This is a genomic window from Mucilaginibacter sp. (genome assembly GCF_041663085.1).
Taxonomy (GTDB): domain Bacteria; phylum Bacteroidota; class Bacteroidia; order Sphingobacteriales; family Sphingobacteriaceae; genus Mucilaginibacter.
The window spans coordinates 1-14,024 of the sequence record NZ_JBAZRC010000025.1 but is presented as its reverse complement, the minus strand read 5'-3'; the positions used below and the strand labels follow the sequence as shown (position 1 = coordinate 14,024).

Genomic DNA, 14,024 nt, shown 5'->3' with positions numbered 1-14,024 from the left:
TAAAAATTAATGGTTAGCGTTTAAAATAGCGCAGTATGGTTTCGCGGAAACTTTGATGTTTTGGATGGGTAAAAAGCTGCTGATGTACAGCCTCAATATCGGCACGTAATTGTTTGCGCCCGTATTGCTGCACCAACGTGAGCGTTTGCCTATGCCAGGCTACATCCATTCTCAGTTCGGGGTTCAGGATCATCTTTGCCTCAAACAACAGCCCGTCCTGCGGGGCAGCAGTGCCCAGCACGTGGTCGTCTATCTCTTTGATGTTATTCAATGAAGTCCGCATAGGTCAGTGATCTTTCTTTAACGGTGTCCCTTACTTTTTCCAGGCATTTGTATTTCTGCACAGTTACCGAGCGTTCGCCGGCATAGCCAAATTGTTCGGCGGCATCTTTCATGGGTAACTTATGGTAATAAAAAGCGCTTAATAGTTCCATGCAGCGTTTGCCTGCGGTTTCTAAAAACTGTAAAACTTTGTTGTTGGAGATCTGCTGTTCCGTCTCATCGGCTTGTTCCCATGCATCATCAAGCGGTAAGGTATTGCTTTGTTCTTTGAACTTTTTAAACCACATATGCTTCGCGATACCTAACAGGTATGCTTTGCCATCGGCAGTAACTAAATTACCGGCAACTGCTTTCTCATAATATATTACCAAAGCATCCTGGAAAACATCTTTGGCATCATCAACCGAGCCACCCATCCTGGCCACATACTTAGCCAGTGGGGGAAAGGCACTTTTATAAAGCTCCATCAGTAAGTGTTCCCTGTTAACCGTTTTTACCATAATACCTGCGTTTAATTATAAGTGCGCGGATTGGGTGATATATCACCGGGAAATTAGAAAAAAAAATCCACTTGTCATCCTGAACGTAGTGAAGGATCTTTTAGTGAACTGTGCATGGCGAAAGATCATTAGTTTACTCACCCCGACTACGCTTCGCTGGTCGACCCTCTCTGCTGCGCAAAGAGGGTGAAGAAATAAGAGTTTTAACCCTCTTTCCGCTTGCGGAGAGAGGGTCGCGCACGTAGTGTCGCGGGGTGAGTTACATCGGCGATTAGAAGCTTGACTGTGTTCAGCAGGACAAAGCAAGAAGTCGGCGAAACCCCTCCCTGCTACTACACTTCCCAACCGCACCCCTCCCGTGGGGAGGGAATGGTCTTGAACAAAAAAAGGCCTGCCGAAGCAAGCCTTTTTAAAATCCTATAATCCGGTGAATCGTGTAAATCCCGGTTTTATTTCAATAGTTCTGCCTTAACAATATCCAATATTTTGAAAGATTCGGCAGTGCCTGGGGCCTCGGCGTAAACGCGTAATACAGGCTCGGTACCTGATGGACGGATCATCACCCAGGTTTCATCCTCGAAGAAGAATTTAAAGCCGTCAAGATCTTCGGTGCGGGCCACTTTTAAGTGGCCAAAGGTGCTGAAACCGCTTTTGCAGTTGCTGATGATCTGTTGTTTCTTCTCTTCGGTAACATGCAGGTCATAACGCTCAACCGCAAATTTGCCAACTACATCATAAATTTCCTGTACCAGGTCTTTTAAGCTGCGGCCGCTTTTTGCCATAAATTCCCAAATCATTAGCCCTATCCAAACACCATCGCGCTCGGGGATGTGGCCGTTAACCGCAATACCGCCCGATTCTTCGCCGCCCACCATAAATGGTTTGCCGCTGTTCACTATCAGGTCGCAAATGTATTTAAAGCCAATTTTAGTAACGGTGTTGTTTAAGCCATATACATCACAAAGCTTTTGAATTTTGCTGGTGCAGGAGAAAGTTGAATAAACCTCGCCTTTTTCGCCTTTTACCTTGTACATATAATGTATCAGCAATAAAAGTATATGGTGCGAATCAACAAAGTTTCCTTCGCCATCATATAAGCCAATGCGGTCGGCGTCGCCATCGGTAACTAAACCGGCAGCAATTTCACCTTCAGATAGTTTAATCAGTTGCTCAAACTCCTGCAGGTTACGCTGTATAGGCTCGGGGGCCTGGCCGTCAAACCCCGGGTTATAATCGGCATGTAAAAAGGTAATATCGGGGAACAGGCGGCGCATTACATTTTGGCCGGCACCGTACATGGCATCATAAGCCCATTGTAAGCCGCTATCGCGGATGGCAGGGATATCAAAGCTGGCTTCGGCATGTTCCACATACATATCCTCCAGGTCAATATATTCTACCAAACCTTCGGTAACATAATCTGTAACCGATTTTAGCTCCAGGCTGATGGTATCCGGGATCTGCGACTCTACCTTCTCGATATCATCTGGTGTGGCCGGGCCGCCATAAAATGCTTTTATCTTATATCCGTTGTATGCGGGCGGGTTATGGCTTGCCGTAATAATAATACCTGCCGATGCTTGTTTACGCACGGTACCTAACGATATCATGGGCGTAGATATAAACATGTTTTCGGCACGGAAAACCTTAATACCCTGCGATGCAAGAACCGCGGTAGTAACATCTGCAAACATTGGCCCTGCAAAACGCGGGTCGCAGCCAACAACAGCCGATGGGTTTTCAAAGTTTTGTTTTAGCCACAATGCGGTTGCATAGGCCACTCGTTTTACGTTCTCAACGGTAAAGTCGTCGGCAATGATCGCTCTCCAGCCATCTGTTCCAAATTTTATTTTGCTCATTTTAGATATAAGTGGTTTAAAATCCTATTTTTAGCGCCTCAATATTCATACAAGAATATTAATGTTTTATGGTAAACGGAAACAAATAATGAAAGTTTTAAAATTTGGCGGAACATCGGTTGGAAGTGCCGCCCGTATGCAGAAGCTGCTGGATATAATTAACCCGCAAGAGCGGCAAATAGTGGTGCTGTCGGCAATGTCGGGCACTACCAATAATTTAGTTGAAATAGGCCAGGCCTACCTTACAAATGATAAGGCAAAGGCGGCAAATTTAATTGCCATACTAAAGGATAAGTACGAGGCTGTTATTAAAGAGCTTTTAAAGAAGCCCGATACTTTAGAGCAGGGTAAAGAAGTAATTGATTATCATTTTAGGTTATTGAGCAGTTTTGCCAACGATCTGTTTACCCCCATAGAAGATAAAATTATATTAGCGCAGGGCGAGTTACTATCAACCACGTTGTACCATATTTATTTAAAAGAAATAGGTGTACCATCGGTTTTATTACCGGCGCTTGAGTTTATGAAAACCGACGAGGACAATGAGCCGGTTGTAGAACACATCACTACCGAGCTTACCCCTTTGCTGGATAAATACCCGGATGTAAACCTGTTCATCACACAGGGGTTCATTGCCGTAATGCTTTTGGCGAGATTGACAACCTGCGCCGCGGCGGCAGCGATTATACCGCATCGCTGATAGGAGCGGGCATCCGCAGCGAAGAGGTGCAGATATGGACCGATATTGACGGTATGCATAATAACGACCCGCGGATTGTAAGCAATACCAGGCCCATAGCCCAGCTATCATTTGATGAAGCTGCCGAGCTGGCTTATTTTGGCGCCAAAATTTTGCACCCGCAAAGCGTATTCCCGGCGCAAAAGTATAAGATCCCGGTTCGCTTACTGAACACGATGGATCCGCAGGCACCGGGTACACTGATCACCAATACCAGCGAGAAGGACAGGATAAAATCCATAGCGGCTAAGGATGGTATCACCGCTATCAAGATACAAAGCAGCCGTATGCTGCTGGCGCATGGCTTTTTACGCCGCGTATTTGAGGTGTTTGAGCGTTACCGCACATCTATAGATATGATCACCACATCAGAGGTTGCGGTATCGTTAACTATTGATGATACTACTTACCTGGGCGAGATAACTTCAGAACTGGCCGCATTTGGTTCGGTTGATATTGATGTGAACCACACCATTATTTGCGTAGTTGGCGATTTTGGCGCCGAAAAACACGGCTATGCAGCCCGCGTTTTGGAGGCTATAAAACATGTGCCGGTAAGGATGATATCATACGGAGGCAGCGACCACAACATGTCGGTACTGGTAAAAACAGAAGATAAGGTAGAGGTGCTAAGAAGCCTGCATAGCAGGTTGTTTTAATTTACGATTTTAGAATTACGATTTTAAATTTCGCCCACGCAAATTAATAAAACGTCATTGTGAGGTACGAAGCAATCTCAGAACTTTGCATATCCATTATGCCTATCTGGAGATTGCTTCGTACCTCGCAATGACGTGGTTAAAGAAAAAGAACAATGTTCAACAACAATACGATACAACGGTTTAACGATACAGAAACCCCATTTTATTATTACGATATGGGTGTTTTGCGCAATACTTTGGATGCCTGCAGGGATGCATCATCAAAATACGGGTTCCATGTGCATTACGCTATGAAGGCCAATTTTAACCCAAAGGTTATCGATATGATCCAGTCTTTCGGCTTTGGGGCCGATTGCGTGAGCGGTAACGAGGTGAAAGCAGCGGTAGAGCATGGGTTTGATAAAGGCAAGGTGGTTTTTGCAGGCGTAGGAAAATCTGATAAAGAGATTAACCTGGCGCTTGATGCCGATATTTTTTGCTTCAACGTAGAGTCGGTACAGGAGCTGGAGATCATTAATGATCTGGCGAAAGCCAAAAACAAAGTTGCCGGTATAGCTATACGCATTAACCCAAATGTTGATGCGCACACGCACCACTTTATCACCACAGGGTTGGATGAGAATAAATTTGGTATAAATACCTGGCAGTTGAATGATGTAGCCGAAACGCTGCGTAAGTGCGATAACCTTAAATTTTTAGGCATCCACTTTCACATAGGTTCGCAAATTACCGATATGGAGGTTTATCGTAACCTGTGTACGCGCATTAACGAAATGCAGGATTGGTTTGAAGACCACGGCTTTGCTATAAAGATATTAAATACCGGTGGTGGCCTTGGCGTTGATTATTACAACCCCGATACCAACGGTATTGCCGATTTTGAAAGCTATTTTAAAGTGTTTAGCAAGTTTCTGAACGTTAAACCCGGGCAGGAAGTGCATTTTGAACTTGGCCGTGCTATGGTGGCCCAATCGGCCTCACTAATATCGAGGGTGCTGTATGTAAAAAACGGCCAGAAAAAGAACTTCCTGATACTGGATGCGGGTATGACGGAGTTGATGCGCCCGATGCTGTACCAGGCGTACCATTCGATCCAGAATTTGAGTCAAGAGTCAAGAGTCAAGAATCAAGACAAATCCGAAATTGAACATTCGAAATCCGAAATCAAATACGATGTTGTAGGCCCGATATGCGAAAGCACAGATTGTTTCCGTAAGGATGTTGATTTGCCGCAATCGTACCGTGGCGACCTGATAGCCATACGCACTGCAGGCGCTTACGGCGAGGTAATGGCATCAAACTATAACCTGCGCGACCAGGTGCAAAGTGTATACTCTGAATAAGATAGGGATAATAAAAACCGTTAACCCGTACAATACGTATATTAATTATATTTTACCTCAATTATAAGGCGCTTGCCCTATATATAATGCGGTTAGGTAATTATTATAACGAATGTGGTTATACGTTGTATTAAGGTATTTAGCAAAACCCCGTGGTTAACTCCATCGGGGTTTTTTTAGGTTATAATATTTGCCGCTACAAACCAGGCAGCTATAATTTCCGTATTTAAATAACCCTTGCCGAAATAATACTTAACCTTGTAAACATTTATTAAACTTAAGTGTATAATTGATAGCCCGTTAAGCCTAAAAAATAATAATATTTCCAACTATCTACCTTGTATGAATAAATATACCGAGCAACAACGCCTTACAGCTGTAAACAGGTTTATGCATCTTGATGCCGGTATTGTTAAAGACTTGAATGAACTTGTTGCCCTGGTAGCCGAAATATGCCAAACCCCTGTAGCCCTGGTTACCCTGCTGGATAAAGATACCCAATGGTTTAAGGCATCGGTTGGTACCGAAATTGAATGCACCCCACGCAGTGTAGCTTTCTGCAACCTCACTATCCAACAGCCCGATCTGAATATTATAAATGATCTGTCGGCCGATCCGATGCATTTCAACAATCCGCTGGTTACCGGCGAACCATACCTGCGTTTTTATGCAGGCGCGCCTTTAATTACTAAAGATGGCTTTGCCATAGGCAGTTTATGCGTAATAGGTATGAAACCCGGCGAATTAACAGCACATCAGAAAAAAGCGCTGCAGGTAATGGCTAAGCAGGTAGTAAACCTGATGGAACTAAACTGGAGCCTTAATACACTGGCCAGCCAGCGTACAAAAGAGCAGGAACACGCTACAGCTATTGGCGAATCGGAACTAAAGCTTAAGGCAATTTTTGACAGCTCAAAAGATACGCATATACTGGCAGATCGTAATTATGAGGTGCTGGCGTTTAACAGGTCGGCCGCGGCCTTTGTGAAAAATGCTTATGGCCGTAAATTAGCCGAAGGCGATACTTTACTTGACTTTACCGAAGCCCGTATACTGCCACAGTTTAAAAAGTACTTTAACATAGCGCTAACTGGCCGGTCAATAAAGCGCGAGTGGCTTTTAATGCAGGGTACTCCATTCGCCTGCTGGAAGGTAACCACCTTTATACCAGTGCGCAACAGTGTGGGCGATGTGATGGGGGTGGCACTAAACTCTACCGATATTACCCACCACAAAAAACAGGAAGCCTATATCAATATACAAAACGAAGCACTTAACCGTATTGCCATTATCCAGTCGCATGAGTTGCGCAGGCCGGTAGCATCATTATTGGGTATTATGGACCTTATTAAAATGGAGAATATAAACTTTAGCTATTTTGATATGATGGAGCTGACAGTTAACGAACTGGACGAGAAAATACGCAGCATTGTGAAAGATTCTGAGAATACCCTGCATGGCCGCCACCTGGCAGTTGTAGCTTAATAAATCACGTTTTTAATATTACCATTCCCTGCATTTATAGCGCTTTTGCACTATTGTGGATAATTATGCATACCTTGCGCACTTTAATAATTAATATAATGCAAAAAGAAGGAACAGTAAAATTTTTCAATGAAACAAAAGGATTTGGTTTTATTACCCCAGATGGTGGTGGTGCCGATGTATTTGTTCATTCAACAGGTCTGATCGACGAAATCCGTGAAAACGATAAAGTTGAGTTCGAAGTAGAAAACGGAAGAAAAGGCTTAAACGCAGTAAACGTAAAGGTTGTTTAATTATATATTAATCCACTAAATGTTACAGAAAGCATCTGCCCCATAAAGGCGGATGTTTTTTTTTGCCTGTTATTGAGGTTGCAGAACCATTAACAATCCTCAGGCAGGCCCATGCCGGCGCAGTATCCTATTATTCATTCCCGCTTATCCAAAAGGCTACCGAGGCCACGGCAATAACCATAAATATCAATACGATCAAAAAATCTAATACGCGCCGAAGTATCCGGTCAATTAAATTTTCTTTCCTGTTTATATAAGGCAATAGTTGGTATTTAAGTACAATGAGTATGCCCGCCAGTACAATTGTTACCAGATAGAACATTTTACGAAAGTGTACAGACCGGGTAGAGCCTATAAGCGAAGTGATATCCATAACTCCTTAAACAGTAAAGCACTTGCTTTGTGTGATGCATACACACGTATTGGTATAAACTATTGCCTTATTAAATTTATTGTGAACTTTTTTAAACAGAGCGGTATGGTATTTGTTACTTAAGTACAAAATCATCTACTAAAAAGTAAAGAATATGAAAGATCAAGCAAAAATTATAGCAGCACTTTTAGTGGGTGCTGCAGCGGGCGCCGCATTAGGTTTATTATTAGCCCCCGAAAAAGGTGAAGAACTAAGAGGCGATATTGCTGATTACGTAAACGACCTTGTTGATAAAGCAAAAAATAAAGCGCAATCTACTGCCGATAACATTAAAGAATATGGCAGCCATGCGGTTGATTCGGTGAAATCAAAGTTTAGCGGAGCTGTTAGTGATGCTGATGATGCTATTGACAGTGCAAAAGCAAAAGCTACAAATTACGCCGAAAACGGTGTTGACAGCGCAAAATCAAAAGTAAAAAGTACCGCTAACGACTGGAACAACTCTATTCAGAACGCATAAGGTATTTAAGATAAACATGTGTAAAAGCCCGGCTAATTAGCCGGGCTTTTTTGGTTTTACCGGGTTGTCATCCTGGGTAGCGCGAAAGGTCTGTTAACCAACTATGCCATGTTAGTTACAAATTGCAAGTTGATGCATGGTTAGAGATAAACCACTAAATACCACACCCGACGCGTAGTTGGTGTAATAATTACACCAATCTTTTAGTCTGTAACTTGTGTTATTATTACACCAGTTTTTTAGCATATAGTTGTGTTATTACTACACTGCCTTATATATTTCTGTAATTAATTCATTATAAATAAATTAAGCTGTCCTTTTGACGGTAATTTGTAACCTTTTGATAGTCATTGGTAATGCGATGGTGCTGGACGTTTGCAAATAAATATGGTTAATAAATCTTATATCAATCGATTTTTATATATGGTTAAATAAGATATATTTAGGGGCTCTTATTCTGATTGAATCAATTACTAATCAATTCATATATTAAACTTTTAAACAAATGTACAAACACAATTTTGGCAAAAAAATTGGTAAAGGCCTTTGTGCGCTTTTAGCATTATTTCTATGTAGTAATACCGCTAATGCGCAATATGGCATACTGGATAGAAACATTCTTAGTATTAAAAACGGACGCGAACTATCAGATTCTATCATTTATCATAAGGTAAAGGTTGATGGCTCTGGTAATCTTATTCCGTGGAATGCGGATAACTATGGTGATGCATTTGACCAAACTATAAAATTGACATGGAAGTTTTGGAAAAACATGGAAATAGATACCAATGGCGAAAGGTATTATATGAACCACCAGGTATGGAAAGCCGGCCATGATAAACGCGGTATAGGTGGCGACCAGGTGGCTATGGGGATATCTGCCTGGGATCTCTTTTATAATTACCTTGGCGATGAGGATTTTATAAAAGATATGAAGTACCAGGCCGATTATTACCTGGCCCATTCTATGTCTTCGCCAACTTGCAAATGGCCAAATTTGCCATATCCGTATAATACCAAGGTAGAAACCGGAATATATGATGGCGATATGATGGCCGGCAAAGGTGTGCTGCAGCCCGATAAAGCAGGATCGTTAGGTTATGAACTTGTACGATTGTATAAAAAAACCGGCGAAGTTAAATACCTGGATATAGCAGTGAAAATTGCCAACACCATGGCAGCAAACATAAAACCCGGCGACGCTAAAAACTCACCATGGCCCTTTAAGGTAAATGCCGTAACGGGTAAAGTAGTTGCACTTGGTAAAAACGATTATTACAAAGAACCAAGAATGGGTAGCTATACTGCAAATTGGACAGGCACACTACAGTTATTTACCGAACTGATAAAACTACATAAAGGTAACACTGTAAAATATCAGGATGCATTTAACAAAACTTTAAAATGGTTTAAGAACTATCCGGAAAAAACCAATGATTGGGGGCCGTTTTTTGAAGATGTACCCGGATACTCAAAAACACAAACAAATGCTACAACTTATGCCATGTTTGTTATGGAACATAAGGAACTTTACCCTGATTGGAAAAAAACAGTATCAAATATTTTTAACTGGGTGCATCACACCTTTAATAATAAAGATTGGGCAAAATACGGTGTAACAGTTACCAATGAACAAACTGCGTACCCTGTGGTTGGTAACAGCCATTCGGCCCGCCAGGCATCCATGGAGTTGTTGTATTGGGCCATGACAGGCGATACCACCCTTAACCGTAATGCGGTTCGCCAGCTTACATGGGCAACTTACGCGGTAGATTATGATGGCAAAAATTACTACCCAACAAACGATGTTTGGATGACCGATGGTTATGGCGATTTCGTTCGTCATTATATCCGTGCTATGGCAATTGCGCCACAGTTAGCACCAGCCGGTTCAGATCATATGCTAAAAACATCTTCTACTGTTCAAAATATAGTGTATAATGCCAATAGCATTTCTTACAAAATTTTTGATAAAGCATCCAATGATCTTTTCAGGCTTACAGCTAAACCTGCCAGCATTACAGTAAGCGGTAAAAAACTGACAGAGGTTGCCGGTAAAAACAAAGAGGGTTGGTTTTGGCAGCCGCTTGATAAAGGAGGTATATTAAGCGTATCTCAAAAGCTTGGTAATATGATCGTGATAAAAAAATAGCCACATCAAGTTCAACTTTTTTACAAGTATTTATAAATAAAAAACGCCCGGCAAACATGAGCCGGGCGTTTTTTTTATTATATGATATTGTGTGCCTTACTTAGCTTTTGGCGCCCAGGTGTTATCCCTGGTATTGGCATCCATGTAGATACCGTTATCTAACGTTACCGATTTCAGGCTTTTACCTCTTTCGTTGGTGAAAGTAACCAATGTTTGTTTTTGGTTAGCTTCCCAAACCGCAGGGGTTTTGTGGATAGTTTTGGTACTGCCATCGGTATAAGTGATCACTACATCAAACGGGATAGCAAAACCGCCGATGTTAGCCACGGTTAAGGTATAGCCATCTTTACCGGTTACACCGCTTTTTATTGCCAGATCGTTATAATAGTTGGTGAAAAACCAGTTGTTAAAGAACCAGTTTAGGTTACGGCCCGATACATTGCTCATCGAGTTAAAGTAATCCCATGGGATAGGGTGTTTACCGTGCCATCTGTCCATATAACCATGCAGGGCTTTTTTAAACAGCTCATCGCCCAGCATATCTTTAAGCGCAAGGTAGCTTAATGATGGTTTACCGTAAGCATTGTTACCGTAACCGGTAGTCAATTCGCTGGTTTGGGTAATAACCGGGATATCCTGGTTACTTGAGCGGTTGTTGATCCAGCTGTTTACACGGAACTGTTTGTAAAACTCATCGGCTTTGGCTTTGCCCTTTTCTTCAATACCAATCAGGTATTCTAAAGTCGTAGCCCAGCCTTCGTCCATAAAGGCGTAGCGGGTTTCATTTATACCCATATAAAAAGGGAACCAGGTATGTGCTATCTCGTGGTCCTGCACAAGTTGTGCAAAGCCCGGGTCGCCCATTTGGCTGTCGTTCACCATCATTGGGTATTCCATATCAGCAAAGCCCTGAAAAGCCGTCATTTTAGGGAAAGGATAGGGTACGCCCGGCCAGTTATGGCTAAACCAACCTAAAGCATTACGGCCATACTGCACAGATTGTTTAAAATCGGTACCCTTAACAGAATAGGCTGCCTGCATGCTTGCGCGCCTGCCGGTGCTTTTATCAACAATAACACTCCCCGCATCCCAAATGTAATGGTTGCTTAAACCAAGGGCTACATCGCTGATGTTGGTGGCGGTCCAGGTCCAGGTGTTCATGGCGTTTTGCGCGGTTACCTTGTTTCCGGTAATTTCATCAATGGTAGCAACGTGGATAGTGCTGTCGCTGGTCATTGATCTCTGCAGGCGGTCGGCATATTCTTTTTGCAATACCTGCGTTGGGTTTTGCAGGGTGCCTGTAGCCCAAACTATAAAGTTTTTTGGTACGGTAACATTAAGGGTGTAATCGTTAAAGTCGTTATAAAACTCCTGCGCATCAACAAATGCTACACGGTCCCAGCCGTTGTAATCGTCATAAACAGATACACGCGGGTAAAAATAAGCCAGGTAATAGCTGGTCGAATCTATCTGCCCTTCGCGGCCGCTTTGTTTTGATGCATCAAAATGCCAGGCTATGTTAATTTTAACAGAATCGTGCGGCATCAGTGGTTTTGGTAAGCTAACTGCCTGGTTGGTTGATGCTGCCTGCGCGTTGTTCCATGGCTTTTTTTGGCCGGCAATTAAAAAAGTATCTATCTGGATACCTGAGGTTAAATAATCCGGACTTGCATCACCTGCTCTGGCCGAGCCCGGGCGGTGAATGTTCAGTATCAGTTTCATGTTCAGCCTTTTTAAAGTATCCGGGCTGTTGTTAATGTAGGTAATGGTTTCGGTACCCTTCACGGTGCTTAACGGCGGGGCAGCGGTAATAGAGATATTGTAACGGGCATGGTTTTGCCAGTATTTAGGGCCGGGTTTACCATCGGCGCTGCGGGTGCCGTTATCAAATGCCTTTTTAATATCGCGTGGCATGTAAAGGCTTTGTGCCTGCAATTGTAACAGCGCAATGCTGCAAGCGGCAGTTAATAGTAGTTTTTTAAACATAGTGTATTGGGTTTGTGTAATACGCAAGCAAATTTAGGATATATTATAACAATAGCTTAGATGGCCAGGTAAACGAATTGTTACATAGGACGCTTGTTTGCCGGGATTAATTTTTTTTCCTTTGTTGTAAGTTATTTTAGTAGGGGTATTAAATAACTATACAGAGCCGGGCCTATGGTCCGGTTTTGTTTTTTTATAGCTTTTTGTAATTAATCGGGTGTAATATATTCCTTCGCTATCAGCGTAAATAGCTGGTCGTTATCGGCCGATTCATCAAAGTTCTCAGTTAGCAGTTGCTTCACTTCATCGTACTTCAACAGTTTGGCTATCATAATAAGCATCCGGTATGATGTAATATTGATATGCTCTAAAATCTGCAGGTAAAGCATCAGGTCAAGATCATTTAACAGGCTCACGTCCTGGTCATCATCCAGGCAAAACTCATCTTTAACAATCGAGCGGATAGGGTTGCATACTTCTGGCGATGGGGTTTCGCCAATCAGTTTGTAAATATCTTCCATACGTTCTATCTGCTTTTTAACATCGCCGCCAAATTCTTTTACGGCCAGTTTAAGGGCTTCAAATGATGCCAGCTCTATCAGGTGGGGTGTACGCTCGCGTAAAAAACGTTTGCCGTTATAAATGCGGGTTAAATGATGCAGAAATATTTGCTTCAGGAATTTTTTATCAGGAGCGGGAGGGGTGTGAGGTTCCATCTTAATTTAATTAATTGTGACAAATAAACACAAAAACAAAAGTCCGGTTTCTTTACTTAATAAAAAATGATTTACAGGTAAAAGTAAGTTTAATTAACGGTGTTATACTATATTAATACCTTTGTAGCTATGAAATATAAATTAGGTGATTTTGTGCGTTTTGTTGACGAGAAGCTTGAAGGTTACGTTACCAAAATTATCGATGAGCAAATGATAGGTGTTACCGTTGAGGATGATTTTGAGATACCCGTACTGGCAAGCAAAGTTACCTATGTACACGGGCACGGCGCCGAAAGCCACGATGAAGAGCATGTTGCCGAAACCAGGCAGCCCGCAGGCGAGTTTAAAAACAAAGGCGTACATATTGCCGTAGTGGCTGATGCCAAAGCCAACGCGCTGGTACATTTATATATCATTAATGAAACATCGTACCAGTTACTGGCTTCGCTTACCACCCAGCAGCAAAAAGATTTTAAAGGCGAGTTTGCCGGCACTGTTGAGCCAAACGGCGTGGCAAAAGTATATTCGGCCAAACTATCTGATCTGCAATTGTGGCCAAAGCTGATATTCCAGGTGCTGTTTTATACCAAACAAAACCAGCCATTGGTTGAACCTTTAAATGTAAGCGAACAATTTAAAGCTAAAGATTTTGCCGGCGCTAAAAAGCTGGTGCCATATATTAAGCAGCAAGGCTGGATGATACAGCTTGATGAACCCGAACTGGTTATAGATGCCGAAAAACTAAAGGAAAGCTTTTTTAAACCTGCCGAAGAAAAGCCGCAAACGGTAGCCAAACCCGTTAGCGAGCTGGACCTGCATATCGAAAAACTGCGCGACGATCACCAGTTTTTAGCCAGCAGCGAGATCCTGAATATCCAAACCGACCATTTTAAAAAGGCGCTTGATGCCGCCATTGTACACCAAATGCCCGATATTACTTTTATACACGGCACTGGCAACGGCATACTGAAGCACGAACTACATAAGCTGTTAAGCAAACACCCCAAAGTACAAACCTTTATGGATGCCCGTAAAGAGAAGTTTGGCTACGGGGCTACAAAGGTGATTTTGAAATAGTGGTTAAACGTTGAGAAAAAGCGTTAGGGATTGCAGC

At 42.5% G+C, this 14,024-nt stretch carries 12 protein-coding genes and 1 pseudogene; 7 read left to right on the top strand and 6 right to left on the bottom strand.

The genetic code is table 11. From position 1 onward, the window contains the following. Window positions 1–13: 13 nt before the first annotated feature. The 3 genes from WC615_RS07625 to WC615_RS07615 all read right to left on the bottom strand — a co-directional run bounded on the left by WC615_RS07625 (window position 14) and on the right by WC615_RS07615 (window position 2,641). Window positions 14–283 (bottom strand): hypothetical protein, encoded by a 270-nt coding sequence (locus tag WC615_RS07625; protein ID WP_372977512.1) that lies wholly within the window; start codon window positions 281–283, stop codon window positions 14–16. Beyond that, on the bottom strand, window positions 264–782 hold the full coding sequence (locus WC615_RS07620) for an RNA polymerase sigma factor (RefSeq protein ID WP_372977511.1): 519 nt from the start codon (window positions 780–782) through the stop codon (window positions 264–266). The genes WC615_RS07625 and WC615_RS07620 overlap by 20 nt, the downstream gene beginning before the upstream one ends. A gap of 449 nt (window positions 783–1,231) precedes the next feature. Continuing rightward, window positions 1,232–2,641 (bottom strand): phosphoglucomutase/phosphomannomutase family protein, encoded by a 1,410-nt coding sequence (locus WC615_RS07615; RefSeq protein WP_372977510.1) that lies wholly within the window; start codon window positions 2,639–2,641, stop codon window positions 1,232–1,234. Window positions 2,642–2,729: 88 nt separating this feature from the next. Here WC615_RS07615 and WC615_RS07610 point away from each other — a divergent pair. From WC615_RS07610 to WC615_RS07595, 4 genes and pseudogenes are all read left to right on the top strand, one after another. Then, window positions 2,730–4,039: pseudogene (locus WC615_RS07610) on the top strand (aspartate kinase). A 155-nt stretch (window positions 4,040–4,194) separates the two neighbouring features. Continuing rightward, window positions 4,195–5,385, top strand: coding sequence for a diaminopimelate decarboxylase (lysA, locus tag WC615_RS07605; protein WP_372977509.1), 1,191 nt, complete (start codon window positions 4,195–4,197; stop codon window positions 5,383–5,385). A 342-nt stretch (window positions 5,386–5,727) separates the two neighbouring features. Beyond that, the gene (locus WC615_RS07600) at window positions 5,728–6,870 is read left to right on the top strand and encodes a GAF domain-containing protein (protein ID WP_372977508.1); all 1,143 of its coding nucleotides are present in this window, start codon (window positions 5,728–5,730) and stop codon (window positions 6,868–6,870) included. 98 nt (window positions 6,871–6,968) lie between these two features. Next, window positions 6,969–7,163 carry a cold-shock protein gene (locus tag WC615_RS07595; RefSeq protein ID WP_067057762.1) on the top strand — a complete coding sequence of 65 codons (195 nt, stop codon included), beginning with the start codon at window positions 6,969–6,971 and terminating at the stop codon, window positions 7,161–7,163. A gap of 130 nt (window positions 7,164–7,293) precedes the next feature. On the opposite strand, the gene WC615_RS07590 is transcribed toward WC615_RS07595, so the two are convergent. Continuing rightward, the gene (locus tag WC615_RS07590; RefSeq protein WP_372977507.1) at window positions 7,294–7,536 is read right to left on the bottom strand and encodes a hypothetical protein; all 243 of its coding nucleotides are present in this window, start codon (window positions 7,534–7,536) and stop codon (window positions 7,294–7,296) included. A 154-nt stretch (window positions 7,537–7,690) separates the two neighbouring features. On the opposite strand from WC615_RS07590, the gene WC615_RS07585 reads away from it, so the two are divergent. Together WC615_RS07585 and WC615_RS07580 are read left to right on the top strand one after the other, a co-directional pair. After that, window positions 7,691–8,056, top strand: a complete 366-nt coding sequence (locus tag WC615_RS07585; protein ID WP_372977506.1) for a YtxH domain-containing protein — start codon at window positions 7,691–7,693, stop codon at window positions 8,054–8,056. 505 nt (window positions 8,057–8,561) lie between these two features. After that, window positions 8,562–10,208 carry a hypothetical protein gene (locus WC615_RS07580; protein WP_372977505.1) on the top strand — a complete coding sequence of 549 codons (1,647 nt, stop codon included), beginning with the start codon at window positions 8,562–8,564 and terminating at the stop codon, window positions 10,206–10,208. A gap of 96 nt (window positions 10,209–10,304) precedes the next feature. On the opposite strand, the gene WC615_RS07575 is transcribed toward WC615_RS07580, so the two are convergent. Beyond that, complete coding sequence (locus WC615_RS07575; protein WP_372977504.1) at window positions 10,305–12,194, bottom strand: M1 family metallopeptidase; 1,890 nt, start codon at window positions 12,192–12,194, stop codon at window positions 10,305–10,307. Between the two features lie 209 nt (window positions 12,195–12,403). After that, complete coding sequence (locus tag WC615_RS07570; RefSeq protein ID WP_372977503.1) at window positions 12,404–12,910, bottom strand: DUF892 family protein; 507 nt, start codon at window positions 12,908–12,910, stop codon at window positions 12,404–12,406. A 129-nt stretch (window positions 12,911–13,039) separates the two neighbouring features. Between WC615_RS07570 and WC615_RS07565 the strand changes: the two genes are divergently transcribed. Beyond that, entirely contained in the window at window positions 13,040–13,987 is a 948-nt protein-coding gene (locus WC615_RS07565) for a DUF2027 domain-containing protein (protein WP_372977502.1), read from the top strand. Window positions 13,988–14,024 lie beyond the last annotated feature (37 nt).

What these genes read in the sequence shown, in the direction of transcription:
- WC615_RS07625 (WP_372977512.1), bottom strand. Translation starts at nt 283, where the DNA reads ATGCGGACTTCATTGAATAACATCAAAGAGATAGACGACCACGTGCTG.
- WC615_RS07620 (WP_372977511.1), bottom strand. Translation starts at nt 782, where the DNA reads ATGGTAAAAACGGTTAACAGGGAACACTTACTGATGGAGCTTTATAAA.
- WC615_RS07615 (WP_372977510.1), bottom strand. Translation starts at nt 2,641, where the DNA reads ATGAGCAAAATAAAATTTGGAACAGATGGCTGGAGAGCGATCATTGCC.
- lysA (WP_372977509.1), top strand. Translation starts at nt 4,195, where the DNA reads ATGTTCAACAACAATACGATACAACGGTTTAACGATACAGAAACCCCA.
- WC615_RS07600 (WP_372977508.1), top strand. Translation starts at nt 5,728, where the DNA reads ATGAATAAATATACCGAGCAACAACGCCTTACAGCTGTAAACAGGTTT.
- WC615_RS07595 (WP_067057762.1), top strand. Translation starts at nt 6,969, where the DNA reads ATGCAAAAAGAAGGAACAGTAAAATTTTTCAATGAAACAAAAGGATTT.
- WC615_RS07590 (WP_372977507.1), bottom strand. Translation starts at nt 7,536, where the DNA reads ATGGATATCACTTCGCTTATAGGCTCTACCCGGTCTGTACACTTTCGT.
- WC615_RS07585 (WP_372977506.1), top strand. Translation starts at nt 7,691, where the DNA reads ATGAAAGATCAAGCAAAAATTATAGCAGCACTTTTAGTGGGTGCTGCA.
- WC615_RS07580 (WP_372977505.1), top strand. Translation starts at nt 8,562, where the DNA reads ATGTACAAACACAATTTTGGCAAAAAAATTGGTAAAGGCCTTTGTGCG.
- WC615_RS07575 (WP_372977504.1), bottom strand. Translation starts at nt 12,194, where the DNA reads ATGTTTAAAAAACTACTATTAACTGCCGCTTGCAGCATTGCGCTGTTA.
- WC615_RS07570 (WP_372977503.1), bottom strand. Translation starts at nt 12,910, where the DNA reads ATGGAACCTCACACCCCTCCCGCTCCTGATAAAAAATTCCTGAAGCAA.
- WC615_RS07565 (WP_372977502.1), top strand. Translation starts at nt 13,040, where the DNA reads ATGAAATATAAATTAGGTGATTTTGTGCGTTTTGTTGACGAGAAGCTT.